This is a genomic window from Kordia periserrulae, assembly GCF_003054265.1.
GTDB classification, from domain to species: domain Bacteria; phylum Bacteroidota; class Bacteroidia; order Flavobacteriales; family Flavobacteriaceae; genus Kordia; species Kordia periserrulae.
The window spans coordinates 391,868-408,669 of record NZ_QBKT01000003.1 but is presented as its reverse complement, the minus strand read 5'-3'; the positions used below and the strand labels follow the sequence as shown (position 1 = coordinate 408,669).

Here is a 16,802-nt window from a genome sequence, read left to right as displayed (position 1 = left end):
ACTTTTAATACTGTAATTAATACCGTAAAACTCATGAAAACAATACAAACTACGCCAAAATATATTGAATGGATTAGTGCTGAAGATATGCACACAGATTCATTGCATTGGTTATCACAACTGAATTTTATAAAAGACGAACATTTCTTTTTTGAAGATTTGATTTCTACGTTTTCTTCTCAGTTAAAAAAACTGGATGTTTTTTCGAGCGATAAAGAAATTATTGATGTCATTACACGCTCGTATCGACGCACAGAACAACTTATAAGCATGGTAAAAAAGCATGAAAAAGAGTTGGAAATTATGCTCGATGGCGTTGACCAAATTGAAGATGAAAAACAATACAAAGAAACGCACCGAAATTTATCCAAAGAAATGGAAGACTTTCTTAAAGAATATCGTGGGTTGAAAGTGCAATTATTCAACATCATCAAAGACATCAAAAAAGAAGAAAAATTACAATCTTCTCTCGACAAAAAACTTTAATACTATCCTTATGAAACGTATTTTCTATTTCGTGTGTGTAAGCGTGTTGCTTTTTCCAGCCTGTACCTCAACACAGTTGGTAGACCAGTGGAAAAATCCTGATATTGATGTGTACGAACCACAAAAAGTATTGGTTGTCGGATTGACGTCTAACGTGGAAGCACGTCAAAAATTTGAACAAAAACTCAAAGAAGAACTAGAAGCACGTGGTAGTGAAGCTGTAACGAGTCTTACCATATTCAATCCGTCCATGCAACCAGAAAAGCTCACTAAAGATGAACTGAAAGCTATAGAAAATACGCTTATTGAAGATGGTTTTGATACTATTTTGCTTACTAAAATTATTGGTGTAGAAGATAAAATTGCCTACAAAAATAATTATGACGATTACGATGCAACCTATCGTAAATTTAGAAGTGAATATTTAATGTATCAAGATATTTACTACAATCCTGATTATTACAACGAATACACAGTGTATCATTCGGAAACGTCCATGTATTGTATTTGTCCGACGAAAGATAGAGAGTTGCTTTGGAAAGGATATATAGACATTGTTGATCCTTCTTCCATTGAAAAATCGGTTACAGATTATGTGTACATGGCAATTGCGGTATTGGAAAACGAACAGCTCATCAAACCAAAAACAACTCGCAAAAAAGAGAACTCAGACGAATTGATTAACTAATCACAAATGAAAAAAATTACGCTATACATCATTACGCTTTTAATGGTAAGTTGTGCTTCCATTCAACGAGGTGAACATTGGAAAAATCCTGAAGTGACCGAATTCAATCCAAAAAATGTATTGGTAGTTGGTGTTACACCCGATTTTGATGCGCGCAGTAACTTTGAATTTGTATTGGTGCAAGAACTCAACAAACGCAATATCAACGCCATACAAAGCACGGTGGTTTTTGAAAAACTATTTCAAGATGCTACCAAAACCGAAGCGGACATTGAAGCTAAAATCAACACGCTGCTTACAGAAGGTTTTGAAACAGTTTTGGTTTCTGCGGTAAAAGGAGTGCAAGAAAACGAATCGCGAAGTGGCGCTTCTCCCCGATTTGATTATAGTTTGCAACGTTTTTTAGGCGGTTATTTAGCTTCTCGCGATGATTATTTCAGTCAGGAAGACTATAAAAAGTACCAAGTGTTTTATGTAGAAACCACCATTTACCGATTGCAAAAAGATGAAGAAAAATCACTGGTTTGGTTAGATTCTTACAATATCATCAATCCTGAAAATATTGCGGCTATGACGGATGATTATGTCAAAAAAATCATCAAATCGATGGAAAAAGAAAAACTCATTCCGAAGAAAAAAGCATTACAATAACTACTATTTTACAGCTTTATAGTACCACAATTCAGAAAATGTTTTAGAAAAACATCCTGTATTGTGGTATTTTGTATATTTAACTGAAATATTCCCAAATAGCAATAACACATTGCTGTAACAAAAAGAAATATACAGTTTGCCTAAAACGTGATAGCATCTAGTCATTATTTCGCTTTTGTGCCAACAAAACAATAGAATAATATCCTATAACTTTAAAAAAGTATAGATTTATAACGTACATGAAAAAATATTACAAATTGATATACTGTGTATTGCTATGCGGCTTGCATACAATGCTCGGACAAAACGAAGGGAATAATTGGTACTTCGGAACCAATGCTGGCTTGGATTTTAGCACAACTCCACCAACCGCTTCACTCAACGGTGCTTTGACGACCAACGAAGGCGTGGCAACCATTTCTGACGGTAGCGGACAATTGCTTTTTTATACCGACGGAAGTACTGTGTATGATAAAAATCATCAAATTACACCAAACGGTACAGGCTTAACAGGAAATAACTCCAGTACTCAATCGGCAGTGATTGTTCCCAAGCCTGGCAATCCGTTGATTTACTATATTTTTACCGTAGATGAAGGCGCAGGACCTGACGGACTTCGCTATTCGGAGTTCGATTTGTCGTTAAATAATGGCAATGGTGATGTTACCACACTTAAAAATGTGTTGCTTTCTACGCCAACTACCGAAAAAATTACCGCAGTACAAAAAACCAACGGAACCGATTTTTGGGTGCTAAGCCACTCATGGCAAAACGATACATTTTTAATCTATGAAGTCACTGCAGCAGGCGTAAACGAAACTGCTATTACACAAAATATTGGCTCTGTACACAGTGGCGGTTCTGCGGAATCTATTGGCTATTTCAAAGCATCTTCCAACGGAGAACGACTCGCCATCGCACAATGGGGCTCCAACAGTTTTGTAGAACTTTTTGACTTTAATGCAGATACAGGTGTCATTTCCAACCCGATAAAACTAGAAAATGTATTCTTTAACGGTTCAGGTTCTGGCGCGTATGGTGTAGAGTTTTCTCCAGATGTGCAATTGTTATATGTGTCCGATTTGAATTTTGACGACCCAAGCAGTCCTGACAACGGACGCGTACATCAATTTGATTTAACCGCTGGAAATGCAACGGATATTATAAACTCTGACGTCATCGTGTATCAAGGAGGTGATTTTATTGGTGCTATTCAAATTGCCAATGATGAACGCTTATATTTAGCAAACTCTGGCAGTCAATTTGTGGATGTTATTGAAAATCCAAACGTGGTCGGAACGGGTGCTACCTATGTAATAGATGCTATTGATTTGCAAGGGCGCACGTGCAGATTGGGACTTCCGACGTTTATACAATCCTTTTTTGGTGCGACCATTCAGCTTGAAAATTTCTGCTTAGGCGATGTCACAAATTTTTCGCTAAATACTACCGAACCGCCGGTGTCTGTCAATTGGGATTTTGGTGATGGCACTACTTCTACGAGTCTAGCACCTTCGCATACGTACGCGAGTGTGGGAACATACACCGTATCAGCAGACATTAATTTTGGTACCGAAATACGCCAAACGAGCAAAGAAGTTACCATTTATGAAATTCCTGTTGCAAGTGCTGTGAGCGATTTTTTATTGTGTGATGATAGCACTAACAACGAAATTGAAAGTTTTGATTTAAGCACTAAAATTACCGAAATCTTAGGTTCGCAGTCCAATCTAACCTATGATGTGGCTTTTTATACTTCTTTAGAAGATGCCGAAAATGACCTTAATCGGTTGCCATTAACATATTCCAACACGACCAACAATCAAGAAATTTTTGCACGTATTTACAATTTGGGACAAGGCAATTGTTTTGATATTACCAGTTTTATGCTCATCGTAAATCCGTTTCCTTTAGCAAATACGGTTGCCGATATTGATATTTGCGACGACCAAAGTAATGACGGTTCGGAAATGGTGAATCTCAATCAATTTAACAGCGAAGTATTGCTCAACCAAACTGCGGAAGACTTTGAAATTACCTATCACCTTACACAAGACGACGCCGATAACGACATCAGTGCATTGCCTACAAATTTTCAAACTCTAGACAATCCCCAACCGTTATTTGTACGAATTGAAGCTGTGGGAAATCCCTTGTGTTTTGATACGACCAATTTTGAAATCAACATTACGCCAGCTATTATTGCCAATGAAATAAACGATTTGTTTGAATGTAGTTTTTTGGACGATGCAAATGCGGCGACATTCAATCTAGCTTCTCAAAATGACGACATTATAAATGGACTTACAGGAAATTATGAAATCACCTTTCATCTCAGCGAACAAAATGCTATGATGGATGTAGAGTCGATTAGCAGTACGTTTACCAATACGACCAATCCGCAGCAAATCTACGCACGTGTGGAAGATACAACGAATGCTAGCTGTTTTGATATTGTCGATTTTCAAATTACAGCACTAGCCACACCCATCATCAACGAAACCGAAACCGTGTATTTGTGTACCGACGGAACTGTCATGTTATCTGCTGACGTTACCGCCGATTTTTACAATTGGTCTACAAACGAAATTACCGAAAGTATTGTTGTTGATACGCCAGGAACTTATACGGTTGACATTGGAAATAGTTATACTGCTTTGGGCGAACAAATTAATTGCAGCAATACCAAAACATTTACTGTCATAGAATCTGGTCCAACACTAAGTATTGACGTGAGCATTACCGATTGGACAAACTTTCAAAACACCATTTTAGTCACGGCAGAAGGTTTGGGCGATTATGAATATTCGTTAGATGGCATTAATTATACCGATGACAACTTTTTTGAAAACTTACTTTCGGGCGAATATACTGTGTATGTACGAGATAAAAACGGCTGCGGAGTTGTTACAGAACCTGCGTATCTTCTAAATTATCCACGATTTTTCACACCAAACAACGACGGCATTAACGACAATTGGCAAATCATTGCCGCTGCCAGCGACCCGACGCTTCAAATCTTTATTTTTGATAGATATGGAAAACGACTCACTACGCTAAACCCAACCACAGAAGGCTGGAACGGCAACTACAACGGGCGACCAATGCCTTCAGGCGATTATTGGTTTAAAGTAGAACGCCCAATGACAGGAAATGTATATACAGGACATTTTACGTTGAAGCGATAGTTTTTTATATCATCAAAATACGCAACTCTACGTATTGCCAATCTTCTCAAAAAAATAAAAATTAGCGATACTATTTAGATTTCTGTCGCATGCAAAAACAACTAACTCAAAAAGACCGTAAAAAATTAAAAGGAAAACTGTGGCTTGGAGCACTTTTTGCCCTAATTGTTTTGGCCTTTTTTTATGGAATGTATCTATTTATACTTCGTGATGCCTTTATAAAAACAGACAATTTTGGAGCAGTTCCGCTTGTTATATTTGGCATTTTCGCATTGTTCTTTTTTGGAGTGATTGGCTATATGATTTCGCTGTTCCTAAAAGACTTAAATAGTGGCGTGAAAAATTGCATCGAAGGTGTGGTGGAAGACAAACAATTGAGCATCAATAAATCTACCTCACACAGTACAGGAACTGGAGCTCGAAGCGGTCGTTCTTCCAAAACAAGCACACAACGCTATTATTATATGACCGTAAACGGCGAACAGCACAAAATTGAATATGCCATGTATTCAAAAATTAGAGTGGGCGATACTGTTTATTTTGAAATTACACCAAGCTCCAAAACAATTTTATCATTTGATATACGCGAAAGTGCTGCTGATGCCGCGGTCGATCCTCAAAAAATATTTCATAAAAGCAGCTATCCAACTTCTAGAATTCGACAAGCGCCTTTGACACAAGAAGACCGCGAAATCATTCATGAATATTATAGCAAACAGTTAAAAAGACGTCTTACCTACATAGCGCTTTTTGGATTGCCTGTTGTGGGTTTGCTCATCAATAGTTTAGAAGGAATTTTGCTGCTCATTTTTCCCATACCACTCATTCTATTGTATCAAATCTACAAAACAATACGATTGTACTTCAATTATGAAAAATCAACTAAAAACGGCAGAAAAGAGCTTGTTACCACGCATGTTATAGACAAATTATTTACGACAATTACGCATAACGGAAGACAACGCGTCAAATATACCCTAAAAACGACGTATCGAAACGTTTTAATTCCTGAAGAATATTACCAAGAATTCAATGCTGGTGATGAAATTATTGCGCACAAAGCCATGAATTTGCCCGTAGTTCTTGGTATTGCTAAAGATGACTATTACTATCCGTTTTAAAGTTTTGCATCACAAAAATCTTTAGCTTGGAACGATACAAAACGCTTGCCTTAACTTCTGCGCATTCTTCCTGTGATTTCATCAATTCGAATTAGAAAAATTACAGGAAAATCATCTTTGTAAATTTTACTTGAAAATTCGTTGATAAAGTCTAGTTTTCGTTGTTCTTTTCGAATGATTAAATCCTTTACACCCAAAGAGAAATCGTGCAAATAGGCTTTCGCAGTGCTTCCTTCCAGTTCTTCATATTCGCCGTGAACCACAATCGTATTCCAATGGTTTACAGAATCAATCTCAGCAACTTCCATAGCTACGTTATTGACTTTACGCATCGCTTTGATTTTATGTCCTTCCGCAGAATAGCCAATAATGATATTGCGTTCTTTGTCAAAATAATACGTAATTGGCGCAATAAACGGTCTATTTTGATAGATGTACGCCAAATGACCAATATAATTTTCTGCTAAGATTTTTTGGCGTTCTGCTGGATTCAATACTTTAATCATGATACTTAATTTAGGTTCTATACTAAAGTATAGATAACTCGGTAACTAAAACATGATTTTGGTCAGTTGCACATTTCTATTTCAGTCTTATGAAGCTTCATAGCGAAGCAATCGCAATGCATTCAGGACAACGACAATGGTGGAACCTTCGTGCAATAATACGGCAACACCAATATTGGTCAAGCCTAAAATCGTAATCGGCACTAAAAAAAACACCATTCCAAGACTTATGTAAATGTTTTGCTTGATAATTTTTTTAGAAGCATTACTCAATCCAAATACGAAAGGAAGATTTTCAATTTTGTCAGACATCAATGCTACATCGGCAACTTCTAAGGTAACATCGCTTCCTGCCGCGCCCATCGCGACACTTACGGTACTTAGTGCCATTGCAGGCGCATCGTTAACGCCATCGCCTACCATCGCAACTTTTTTATGCGATTGCAACAGCTTTTCAATTTCTGTAACTTTAGCTTCGGGAAGTAGATTTCCCCGAGCTTCCGAAAGTCCTATTTGTTGTGCAATAGCGTCGCCTACATGTTGATGATCGCCTGTAAGCATCACCATAAACTTTACACCAATTTCTCGCAATCGTTCAATGGTGCTTTTGGCTGTTTTTCTGGGAATGTCCATCACGCTTATCATTCCAATCAATTGACTTTGAAACGCTACCAACATCACGGTTTCACCTTTTTGCAACAGCGTTTTCATGCTAGTATGAATCGAATCATCAACTGGTATTCCTTCACTTTCCATCATCACGACATTTCCAATACATATTTTGTCGTTTTGATACATTGCCGTAATTCCTTTTCCTTGAATTGCTTCTACATCGGTAGCTTTGTCTGTTGCTTCTAGTTGATAGCGTTTTTGAATGTCCTTTGCAATGGCTTTTGCCAATGGATGATTGCTTAAACTTTCAACTTCCAGTACCAATTCGGCTAGTTTTTGTTCGTCAAAATCATGAAGCGGAATGATATTTTTGAGCGATGGTTTTCCTTCTGTTAATGTTCCTGTTTTGTCAAACGCAATCGCTTTGATACTTCCTAAATCTTCTAGTGCTTTTCCGCCTTTAATCAACACACCTTTTTGTGCAGCTCTCGCAATACCACTTAATACAGCACTTGGTGTAGAAATTGCCAACGCACACGGACTTGCCGCTACCAAAACGGTAATGGCTCTGTACAGACTTTCGTCAAATGTTTCATTTATCACAAGATATCCAAAACACAACAAAAACACGACAATTAAAACTATAGGAACATACCATTTTTCAAACTTTTTAGTGAGTCGCTGTGTGGGTGATTTTTGCGTTTCTACTTCACTCACCATATCAATCAATCGTGCTACGGTAGAATCTTTACTGAGTTTGAGCACTTGCACTTCAATACTGTGGTCACCATTGATAGTTCCTGCAAATACCGTATGTTTTTTGTCTATTTCGCTAAATGCTGGTAAATTTTCTGTTGACGGAATTTCGACTTTATCCACAGGAATACTTTCGCCTGTAATTGGTGCTTGATTCACACTTGAGTGTCCTGTAATGATGACACCATCTGCCGCGATTTTTGTATTGGGTTTTACCACAATAACATCGTTTATTTGTAAATCTTCTATAGGAATTTCGTGAAGTGTTGCATTTCGTTTCACCAAAGCCGTTTTGGGCGATAAATTTCCCAACGCTTCTATCGATTTTTTAGCTTTGTGCATCGCGTAATGTTCTAACGCATGTCCCAAACTGAACAAGAATAACAGCAATGCACCTTCTGCCCAACTGTCAATATACATCGCGCCAAGCGCCGCTGCTATCATTAAAAAGTCAATGTCAAATTCGCCTTTCGGAATTTTTTTAACAGCTTCCAAACTCACAAAATAACCACCGAAAAGATACGCAAACACATACACCGTTTTCCAAACAGAAGTTGGGATTTCCGTTAGTCTTTCCAACAAAAAACCTACTACTAAAAAGAAACCGCACAACAGCGCAAAATACAGTTCTGTGTTTTTACCTAAAATACCGTGATGTGCATGTTGATGAGCTGTGGAAGTCGCCATGAATGTTTGTTATGTATCTGACTTTTCTTTGAATTCGATGCTTAATTTTCCAAGTAAAATCAATTCTGACTTGTTGACATCTGAAAAACTACCCGCAATTTTTCCTGCAATTTTCAAAATGGCTTTTTTGATTTCAGCAGTAAATAACGATTCGTTATTGTTTTTGTACTTGATAAATTCTTCGTAACAATCTTCCGAAGTGGCTTTGTCAAAATACAGTATTTTAAATGTGGAAGTTATTTGGTGTTCAATATCAATTTCGGCATCTGTAATTTTTACATGTTCGCTCATGCTTAATAGCGAAATTTCTTTTCGCATCGCTTCAAACTCTTCTTTTTTTATGTTGGCATCTGCCAAAGCAATCGCATAAAAAAGCTTTCCCAAGTGTTGGTAAAATACGACAGCAGCTTGTGTGGTTAGGTTCATATTGATGCGTTTCTTACAAAGTTACATTATTTCTGCGGTTTACCAATGACATTCCTCAGTTACCAAATATGACCTATATCATGTTTTTTGAGCTTGTATTCTAGTAGTTTTGTTAGGGTGTAAAAACATTCAACTATTAAATTTTTAAAATTATGAAAATAAATATTCAATTTCTCCACATGGCAACGAGTGAAGCTATGGAAAGTTATGTGACTGAAAAATTAAATCATCTGGCAAATAAGTATGACATGATTATTCACGTAGATGTACTTTTTAAAAGTGAAAAAGATCCAAAAGGAAAGGGAAATATTTGTGAGATGGAAGCAAGTTTGTCCGGGCCGCGAATTTTTGCTTCTTCCAATGAAGAGAATTACGAAGTAGCTGTAAAACATACCATTAAAGATTTGGAAAAGCAATTAGAGAAACGCAAAAGCACACTAAAACCCTATTTGTAAAAGTACAGGTATTCTAACATTATTTCTTGGTATTTATAGAAAAATACGTCATGACACAAAGCGACTTCAATATTGTGAAATCTTCAGGAGAAAAAGTAAAGTTTTCACTGCATAAACTTCGCGCTTCATTAAAACGAACTGGTGCGGATGAAAACTTTATCAATCAGATTTTAGATAAAGTACGCGACGAGTTGTATCAAGGCATTTCTACCAAAGAAATTTACAACAGAGCCTTTGCCCTTTTAAAACGAAAGAAAAGTTACTTTGCATCCAAATACAAACTGAAAAAAGCCATTTACGAATTAGGTCCCACAGGATTTCCTTTTGAACGTTTTGTAAGTGCTATTTTGACGTATTCGGGCTACGATACGGATGTTGGAAAAATTATGCAAGGAACCTGTGTTTCACATGAAATTGACGTCATTGCTAATAAAAACGGAGAAACGACGGTGATTGAGTGTAAGTTTCACAGCGAACAAGGAATTGCCTGCAATGTTAAAGTGCCGTTGTACATTCATTCGCGTTATAATGATGTAAAATCGCATTGGAATGGCAATGCTAAAAGAAGTACGAAATTGACCAAAGGTTGGGTAGTCACCAACACCCGATTTACCAAAGATGCCTTAACGTATGGAAATTGCGTAGGTTTGTATTTGCTCAGTTGGGATTATCCTGAAAATGAAAGTTTAAAAGATAGAATTGACCGATTGGGTTTGTATCCAATTACGGTTTCTACATTGCTTACAAAACGCGAAAAGCAGTTTTTATTGAGTAGAGATATTGTGTTGTGTCGCGAATTGCTTCATGATAAATTTTTCCTAGACCATTTGAACATTTCGGAAACACGACAAGAAAAAATTTTACGTGAAATTACATTATTGTGCAATCTTTCAAACGAAACAACATGAGCGAGTTTGTAAAAATCAATTTTTTAGGTGCCGCTGGCGTGGTTACAGGTTCTAAGTTTTTACTGGAAACTGCTGAAAAACATATCATGATTGATTGCGGCATGTTTCAAGGATTGAAAGAACTCCGCGAACTCAATTGGTGCGATTTGCCTGTGAATGTTCCTGCTATTGATATTGTATTGTTAACGCACGGACATTTAGACCATGTAGGCTATTTACCGCGATTGGTAAAACAAGGATTTACAGGAAAAATAGTAGGCACTGCTCCTACGCTTGCCATTGCGGAAATTATTTTGAAAGATAGTGCCAAAATTCACGAAGAAGAAGCCGAAAAAGCCAATAAAGAAAACTATTCCAAACACCAACCTGCGTTGCCTTTTTACACCAAAAAAGAAGCCGAAGCAACCATTCAATTGTTTCAGGTGGAAATGGAAGCTACTTGGATACCACTTTCCGAGCATATCAGCTATCGTTTTCAGTACAACGGACATATTATTGGTTCCACGTTTATTGAATTGGACATTCACGGGAAACGCTTTGTGTTTTCGGGAGATATTGGACGACAAAACGATTATTTGCTAGACGCTCCAAAAACGCCTGAGTGGGCAGATTTTCTCTTTATAGAAAGTACATATGGCGACAAGTTACATCCTGAAGAAGATGTTGAGGAAATTTTGGCTGACACCATTAACGAAACCATTCGCAACAAAGGAAACCTCATCATTCCGAGTTTTGCCGTGGAGCGTTTGCAGACGCTGATGTACATTTTATGGAAATTGTACCAAAAAAATAAGATTCCGAATATTCCAATTTTCATTGACAGTCCGATGGGCAGCAATGTGTTGGATGTTTTTAAGCGATTTCCGAAATGGCATAAGCTTTCACCAGAAGAGTACCAAGCGATGTGCAATCATGTAACTATTATTGAATCCTACCGAGAAACTTGGGAAACGATTGATGATACGCGTTCTAAAATCATTGTCGCAGGAAGTGGCATGGTTACGGGCGGAAGAGTGCTCACCTATTTGCAACAACTTATTGATGAGCCTTCTACCACAGTATTATTGATTGGCTATCAAGCAGAAGGAACTCGCGGAAGAGCCTTGAAAGAAGGTGTGCACGAAGTACGCTTTTTCGGAAAGTATTATCCTGTAAAGGCAACCATTAAAAGTATAGAAAGTTTGTCTGCGCATGCCGATCAAAGTGGATTGTTACAATGGATTTCAACCATTAAAAACATTCCAGAAAAAGTGTATTTGATACACGGAGAAGCTTCTTCGCTAAATGCGTTTAGAGTGAAAATCAAAGACGTACATAACTGGAATGTTATTGTTCCGAAATTGACTACGGTGGAGGAAGTTAGGGTGTAATTTTTTCGTAGCGTAATCTTGGTAACACTATTGTATATTCTTTTTCTTCGTTTTTATCATACCAATAGACTAAATATTCTACAGTACCATTCATTAGTTTATAAGCATCTTTTTCAAAAACACCGTGCTTATCTTTTAAAAAATCTTTGGAAAATAGTAGAATATTTTCACCCTTCAAATTTGCTAATCCTAAAGCGTCATTAGTTTTAAATTGTACTACGTCTTTTTGTAACTGACCGCCAGAAATTAATTTTGAAATTCTATAGGGTATATTTCCAAATTTTATGGAACTCAAATTGATTTCTTTATGATTTAAGACAATTTCAAAAGATGAAGGTTGGTGTGTAGTTCCTTTAAATAAAATGGTTTCGAATGCATCATTTTTAAACTCATCAAAGAAATTACTATTACAATGTAATTGCAAACTAAGTTTTGCGCGCGAACAACCTACATATAATACACGCTTTGCTTCTGCTGTATCAAATTTATAAGTATCCAGTAACATGTATACATGATCAAACTCTTTCCCTTTTGCTTTGTGAATTGTAGCTATTAGAATTACATTGCTATGTATATTCACGGCATCTTGCATGTTAATTTCACGAATATACTCATACCAATCTATCAACAGTTTATAGTCTGGATAACTTTTTTCAAATCTAGAAATGATTGCATAGCACGTTTCTAAATGAATACTTTCTCTATGCGTTTCTGTCAAAACTTCCTTTGCTTCTTTCCAAATGGAATCTAAAATAAAACCTGTTTCTTTTTTGTTGTTTTTTAGATATTCTGTAAAAGTTCGTATTTCATACAAATCGGAAAGTCGAAAACCATCCAATCCAGCAATTAATTTCGTTTTTTGTCCTGCACTTTTTAGGAATGTTTGTATCATCAACGCTTGTTTATTGGTTCTTACCAACACAGCTCTAGTTCCTGCATAATCATCGGAAATAAGTTTGTTTACTAGTGATTGTTCCAAGTAGTTTGAGGTATATCGTATGAGCTTCACATTTTCAACTAATGTATCATCTGCAGGCACTAATGTTTTAGTTTTAATTCGATTCTCTATATTTTTTAATATTTCATTATTAAAAGTTACAATTTGCGTGCTACTTCTATAATTTCTAATTAAGGTATACGGTTTAGCCTTATAATTTTTGTAAAAGTCAATCATGTGTGTGTTTGATGAACCACGAAATTCATATATATTTTGATCGTCATCACCTACGGCAATTACTCTGATATTTCCTGCCTTTTTAATAATAATTTGTATCAACTCCCATTCATCCGCACTTACATCTTGAAACTCATCTAATAGCAAAACACTTTTATTTTCTATGGCTGTGATGTCTATTTCTTCGTTTTTAATCGCTTTTACACAATCTTTTATAATGTTTTGCGACTTTTCTAAATCGCCCAATTGTCCTAGCAATTGAAAGCAAAAACCATGAAATGTTGTTATTTTGATAAATCGCGCGTATTCTGGCACTAATTTCGTCGCCCTGTCTTTAAATTCTAGTGAAGCAGCTTTGGAAAATGTCAACATTAAAAATTGCTCTGGTTTGATATCTTCTAACAATAATAAGCTTGCTATTTTATGCACTAAAACTCTAGTTTTTCCACTTCCTGGACCTGCAAGTACTAAAATAGTATCGGAATCTCCATCGTTTACTATTTCTAACTGATCCGTATCTAACTCCCCAAATATTTGCTTGAAGCGTTTTGTGCTTATCGCTCTTTCTAACTGAACTCTTTGATTTCTTTTTGGAAAATATTTTCTCAGAAAATCTTCATAAGGTAAACTGAAATAATCACTCACAAATAGCAACGCTGATTTGTAGTTTTGCAATCTGCGCTTTGCATATTCGCCCACAATATGTATTTGTTGTGTTTTATGCTGATAATGAAGCCTTATTTTTTCATAATTCTCATTTGTAAAAACACGAATAGAGTCTTTGATGTCTCTAATGTTTAACCGATTGTAAAACACCATAAAACCTCCTTCTAACTGTATAGATTTTATTTGATTGAGATATAATAATGTGCGCTCGTATTGCTTTATCTCATGGTTTTTATCTACACTAAAAAGTCCTGAACCTTCATTTTTAGCTTTCAACTCTAGCATAGAAAAACCTACTGGTAAATCTCGTTTGCCATCATTAGGAAGCTTCCCTTTTTGATTTTTATAAAGAATTATGAGGATTTCAAGTGTATCCGCTGCCAACTCATGTCTCCATTCAATATCTTTTATTAAAGAGTCATAATCTTTTATTTTGATACTGTATCTTTCTGTTTCTCTATGAATCCGTTTTTTTGAGATGAAATTTCGAATCTCCCAATAATTTAGAATATTCTTTATATCACTAATTGAAGTCTGCTCAACGTTTGCATTAATCATATTCTGATTCAATTCACGCAGAGAAATTTTTACATCTTTTTGCAGAAACTGAATCAGTGCTTTTTCAAGAACTACATATCGTTGTAATATATTTTTTGAACCATTTCTCGATTGTACCAAACTGATAAACGCTGTCAAATCTCTAGCATCACCCAAAATTTTTAGTGTTCTTAAAGTAGTAACCGTATTTTGAACTTCTTTAATACTCATTCCTGTGCGTTCAGCGATATAATCAATTCGACATTCTTTGTCTGTAATGATTCGTTGTAAAACTCTTGAACAATTCGTCATTTGTTGTTCTGTTACAATAGGACTTTTTTTGAGTTTTTCCAAGGCATTACTAAGTTTAGGAACTAATAAACTATCCGCAAAGACACGTGGCGAATTTTGTTTTCGTTGTAAAAACCCTTGATCTTCCAAGGCAGCAATGGAAGTTTTTACTTTGGTTTCTAAATCTTTAATTTCAGTATCCCAACCTGCTTTTTGTGCTATTTCAAGTGCGGAATTGCTAATGTTGTTAGTTTTTTTTCTAGCCAAATATTTCAATGCTTGCCATACTTGCTGAATTTCTTTATGATTAATTTTTGTTTGTTGTAATAAACTGAAATGTTTGTTTAAATCATCTTCATTAAACAACACATAACATTTTGCTTTAATTTTTTCATCTCTTCCTGCACGACCAGCTTCTTGTACATAGTTTTCTAAAGAATCAGAAATATTATAGTGAATAACAGATTTCACATCGTCTTTGTCAACTCCCATTCCAAAAGCAGAAGTTGCCACAATGATTTCCTTATCATCATTCATAAAAGCATCCATATGAAGCTTCTTCACGTCCTTATCTAATTTTCCATGAAAATAGGTTGCATTGTATCCTTTTTCGGTTATCTTCTCATGAATTTCTTCTACTCTTTTGGTTCGGGAAGCATAGATGATAGCAGGCTTTTCACAATCTTCTAGGAGTAAAAGCAATTTACGTATTTTCTTGTCCGTATCTTTTATATCAATTACTTCATATTCTAAATTGACACGATTGGCTCTTGTGACAAATTCTTTTAGTTGAACGCTTAATTTAGATAGAAAATATGCTTTAATATCTTCAATTACTTTTGGTTTTGCCGTTGCTGTAAAGCAAGAAACAGGAATATTTCTTGAAATTTCTTTGGATTGTAATTCCTTTATAAACTCACCAATATATAAATAATCGACTCTAAAATCTTGTCCCCAAGAAGAAAAACAATGTGCTTCATCTATCACAAACCGTGCTATAGAACGCTGCTGTAAGATTCGTAAAATAGTAGGCGAACGCAACGACTCCGGAGAAATGTATAACAATTTTGCATCTCCCTTTTCAACACGTTCAATAGCATCTTGTCGCTCTAAAGGAGATAATAAACCATTAATAGCAACCGCTTTGATAATATTAAACTTTCGTTCCAAATTATCTACCTGATCTTTCATTAAAGATACTAACGGAGAAATGACAACTGTTAGCTGCCGTGACAAATCACCTTTCATCAAAGCAGGTAATTGAAAAGTGAGCGATTTTCCGCCTCCTGTTGGAAATACTGCTACAAATGATGTGTCTTTTAATCCTGCTCTTACAGTTTGTTCTTGTAAACTTACTATTTCATTTACATCAAAACTTCTGAAATTGTAATAACCAAAATATGTTTGTAATGCGCTACGTGGATGCAGTTTAGAATTACAATAGTGACAGCTTTCATTTCCGCAGTATTGGAAACGAATTGTATCTAAAATTTGCTGTGTCTTCGGATGGTTTTTACGAACCCAATTGGGTAAAATAGAATTTTCATTTGCCGTAATTAATGCTATTACGTATGCTAATTCAACAGGGTGTTCTCGTACTATCTTTTCAATATCAGACTGATTACATATACTATCTTTTAAAAATTGATGTAGAAATTCATTTGAAACTATACGGTTTGGTTGAAAATCTACTAATTGTAAAAAATCTTTATACGCTTCTGATTTTGAGAGTAAACTTGCGTATATATGTTTCAACTCCGCAGAAAGAGAAGAGAAAGCGTTTTGTTCATTATTTAATAATTCTTCCGTAAGGATACAATCTGAAAGCGGATTATTATATTCGCTATCATTAACAATTTTATATCCTTTTACAAGTTTATGATAAGGATTCTCATTAAAAAGAATTGGAGACCACAATAAAGTATCTACAATTTTTTTATGCTGAAAGATTTCACTCCCAAGTACTTTTGCTAATAAAGGAATATCATGAGCTATAATATTGTGTCCGCAAATATACTCGGCAGTATTAATAAAAGGTTTCAATGCTTGTACAGAAGACGTGTGTAATTTTCGATTGCCAAGCAACGCGCCCACATCTTTTATCTGACCTTGTTGTGTGGTTTCAATATCTATATACAAAAGTTTCGTATTCATATAGTATGTGTAGTACAAAGCGCTATAGCTTTGTACTGCAAACTATCCTGCCTAGGATTGACATGAGGGAATTGATAGCGTGTTTTTTGGTTTATTATTTTACATATTCTAAGCCAATTTACT

12 protein-coding genes are annotated in these 16,802 nt (G+C 35.7%); 8 read left to right on the top strand and 4 right to left on the bottom strand.

Annotated elements, in window-relative coordinates; all coding sequences use genetic code 11:
• Positions 1 to 33: 33 nt before the first annotated feature.
• The 5 genes from C8N46_RS08675 (at position 34) to C8N46_RS08655 (ending at position 6,137) form a co-directional block, all read left to right on the top strand.
• Positions 34 to 486: a hypothetical protein gene (locus C8N46_RS08675; protein WP_108114484.1), complete on the top strand. Its 453-nt coding sequence runs from the start codon at positions 34 to 36 to the stop codon at positions 484 to 486.
• Positions 487 to 496: 10 nt separating this feature from the next.
• On the top strand, positions 497 to 1,174 hold the full coding sequence (locus C8N46_RS08670) for a hypothetical protein (RefSeq protein ID WP_108114483.1): 678 nt from the start codon (positions 497 to 499) through the stop codon (positions 1,172 to 1,174).
• A 6-nt stretch (positions 1,175 to 1,180) separates the two neighbouring features.
• Positions 1,181 to 1,825, top strand: a complete 645-nt coding sequence (locus C8N46_RS08665) for a hypothetical protein (RefSeq protein ID WP_108114482.1) — start codon at positions 1,181 to 1,183, stop codon at positions 1,823 to 1,825.
• Positions 1,826 to 2,067: 242 nt separating this feature from the next.
• Positions 2,068 to 5,016 (top strand): T9SS type B sorting domain-containing protein, encoded by a 2,949-nt coding sequence (locus C8N46_RS08660; protein ID WP_108114481.1) that lies wholly within the window; start codon positions 2,068 to 2,070, stop codon positions 5,014 to 5,016.
• An 89-nt stretch (positions 5,017 to 5,105) separates the two neighbouring features.
• Positions 5,106 to 6,137: a hypothetical protein gene (locus C8N46_RS08655; RefSeq protein WP_108114480.1), complete on the top strand. Its 1,032-nt coding sequence runs from the start codon at positions 5,106 to 5,108 to the stop codon at positions 6,135 to 6,137.
• 50 nt (positions 6,138 to 6,187) lie between these two features.
• On the opposite strand, the gene C8N46_RS08650 is transcribed toward C8N46_RS08655, so the two are convergent.
• The 3 genes from C8N46_RS08650 to C8N46_RS08640 all read right to left on the bottom strand — a co-directional run bounded on the left by C8N46_RS08650 (position 6,188) and on the right by C8N46_RS08640 (position 9,124).
• Complete coding sequence (locus C8N46_RS08650; RefSeq protein WP_108114479.1) at positions 6,188 to 6,643, bottom strand: pyridoxamine 5'-phosphate oxidase family protein; 456 nt, start codon at positions 6,641 to 6,643, stop codon at positions 6,188 to 6,190.
• A gap of 87 nt (positions 6,644 to 6,730) precedes the next feature.
• Entirely contained in the window at positions 6,731 to 8,698 is a 1,968-nt protein-coding gene (locus tag C8N46_RS08645; protein ID WP_108114478.1) for a heavy metal translocating P-type ATPase, read from the bottom strand.
• Positions 8,699 to 8,707: 9 nt separating this feature from the next.
• Complete coding sequence (locus C8N46_RS08640; RefSeq protein WP_108114477.1) at positions 8,708 to 9,124, bottom strand: hypothetical protein; 417 nt, start codon at positions 9,122 to 9,124, stop codon at positions 8,708 to 8,710.
• Positions 9,125 to 9,276: 152 nt separating this feature from the next.
• Here C8N46_RS08640 and hpf point away from each other — a divergent pair, with 152 nt between their 5' ends.
• From hpf to C8N46_RS08625, 3 genes are read left to right on the top strand one after another with little or no spacing between them, the layout of a single operon-like run.
• Positions 9,277 to 9,579: a ribosome hibernation-promoting factor, HPF/YfiA family gene (gene hpf / locus C8N46_RS08635; protein ID WP_108114476.1), complete on the top strand. Its 303-nt coding sequence runs from the start codon at positions 9,277 to 9,279 to the stop codon at positions 9,577 to 9,579.
• Between the two features lie 50 nt (positions 9,580 to 9,629).
• Positions 9,630 to 10,487, top strand: coding sequence for an ATP cone domain-containing protein (locus tag C8N46_RS08630; RefSeq protein ID WP_108114602.1), 858 nt, complete (start codon positions 9,630 to 9,632; stop codon positions 10,485 to 10,487).
• Positions 10,484 to 11,857: an MBL fold metallo-hydrolase RNA specificity domain-containing protein gene (locus C8N46_RS08625; protein WP_108114475.1), complete on the top strand. Its 1,374-nt coding sequence runs from the start codon at positions 10,484 to 10,486 to the stop codon at positions 11,855 to 11,857. Before C8N46_RS08630 ends, C8N46_RS08625 begins: the two co-directional genes overlap by 4 nt.
• On the opposite strand, the gene C8N46_RS08620 is transcribed toward C8N46_RS08625, so the two are convergent.
• A complete protein-coding gene (locus tag C8N46_RS08620) occupies positions 11,847 to 16,679 on the bottom strand; it encodes a RecQ family ATP-dependent DNA helicase (protein WP_108114474.1) in 4,833 nt (1,610 codons plus the stop codon). The genes C8N46_RS08625 and C8N46_RS08620 overlap by 11 nt on opposite strands.
• Between the last annotated feature and the right edge of the window lie 123 nt (positions 16,680 to 16,802).

Excerpts from the sequence above, each read along its gene's own strand:
- C8N46_RS08625 (WP_108114475.1), top strand. The coding sequence starts at position 10,484 with ATGAGCGAGTTTGTAAAAATCAATTTTTTAGGTGCCGCTGGCGTGGTT.
- C8N46_RS08675 (WP_108114484.1), top strand. The coding sequence starts at position 34 with ATGAAAACAATACAAACTACGCCAAAATATATTGAATGGATTAGTGCT.
- C8N46_RS08620 (WP_108114474.1), bottom strand. The coding sequence starts at position 16,679 with ATGAATACGAAACTTTTGTATATAGATATTGAAACCACACAACAAGGT.
- C8N46_RS08640 (WP_108114477.1), bottom strand. The coding sequence starts at position 9,124 with ATGAACCTAACCACACAAGCTGCTGTCGTATTTTACCAACACTTGGGA.
- C8N46_RS08630 (WP_108114602.1), top strand. The coding sequence starts at position 9,630 with ATGACACAAAGCGACTTCAATATTGTGAAATCTTCAGGAGAAAAAGTA.
- C8N46_RS08670 (WP_108114483.1), top strand. The coding sequence starts at position 497 with ATGAAACGTATTTTCTATTTCGTGTGTGTAAGCGTGTTGCTTTTTCCA.
- C8N46_RS08650 (WP_108114479.1), bottom strand. The coding sequence starts at position 6,643 with ATGATTAAAGTATTGAATCCAGCAGAACGCCAAAAAATCTTAGCAGAA.
- hpf (WP_108114476.1), top strand. The coding sequence starts at position 9,277 with ATGAAAATAAATATTCAATTTCTCCACATGGCAACGAGTGAAGCTATG.
- C8N46_RS08665 (WP_108114482.1), top strand. The coding sequence starts at position 1,181 with ATGAAAAAAATTACGCTATACATCATTACGCTTTTAATGGTAAGTTGT.
- C8N46_RS08655 (WP_108114480.1), top strand. The coding sequence starts at position 5,106 with ATGCAAAAACAACTAACTCAAAAAGACCGTAAAAAATTAAAAGGAAAA.
- C8N46_RS08660 (WP_108114481.1), top strand. The coding sequence starts at position 2,068 with ATGAAAAAATATTACAAATTGATATACTGTGTATTGCTATGCGGCTTG.
- C8N46_RS08645 (WP_108114478.1), bottom strand. The coding sequence starts at position 8,698 with ATGGCGACTTCCACAGCTCATCAACATGCACATCACGGTATTTTAGGT.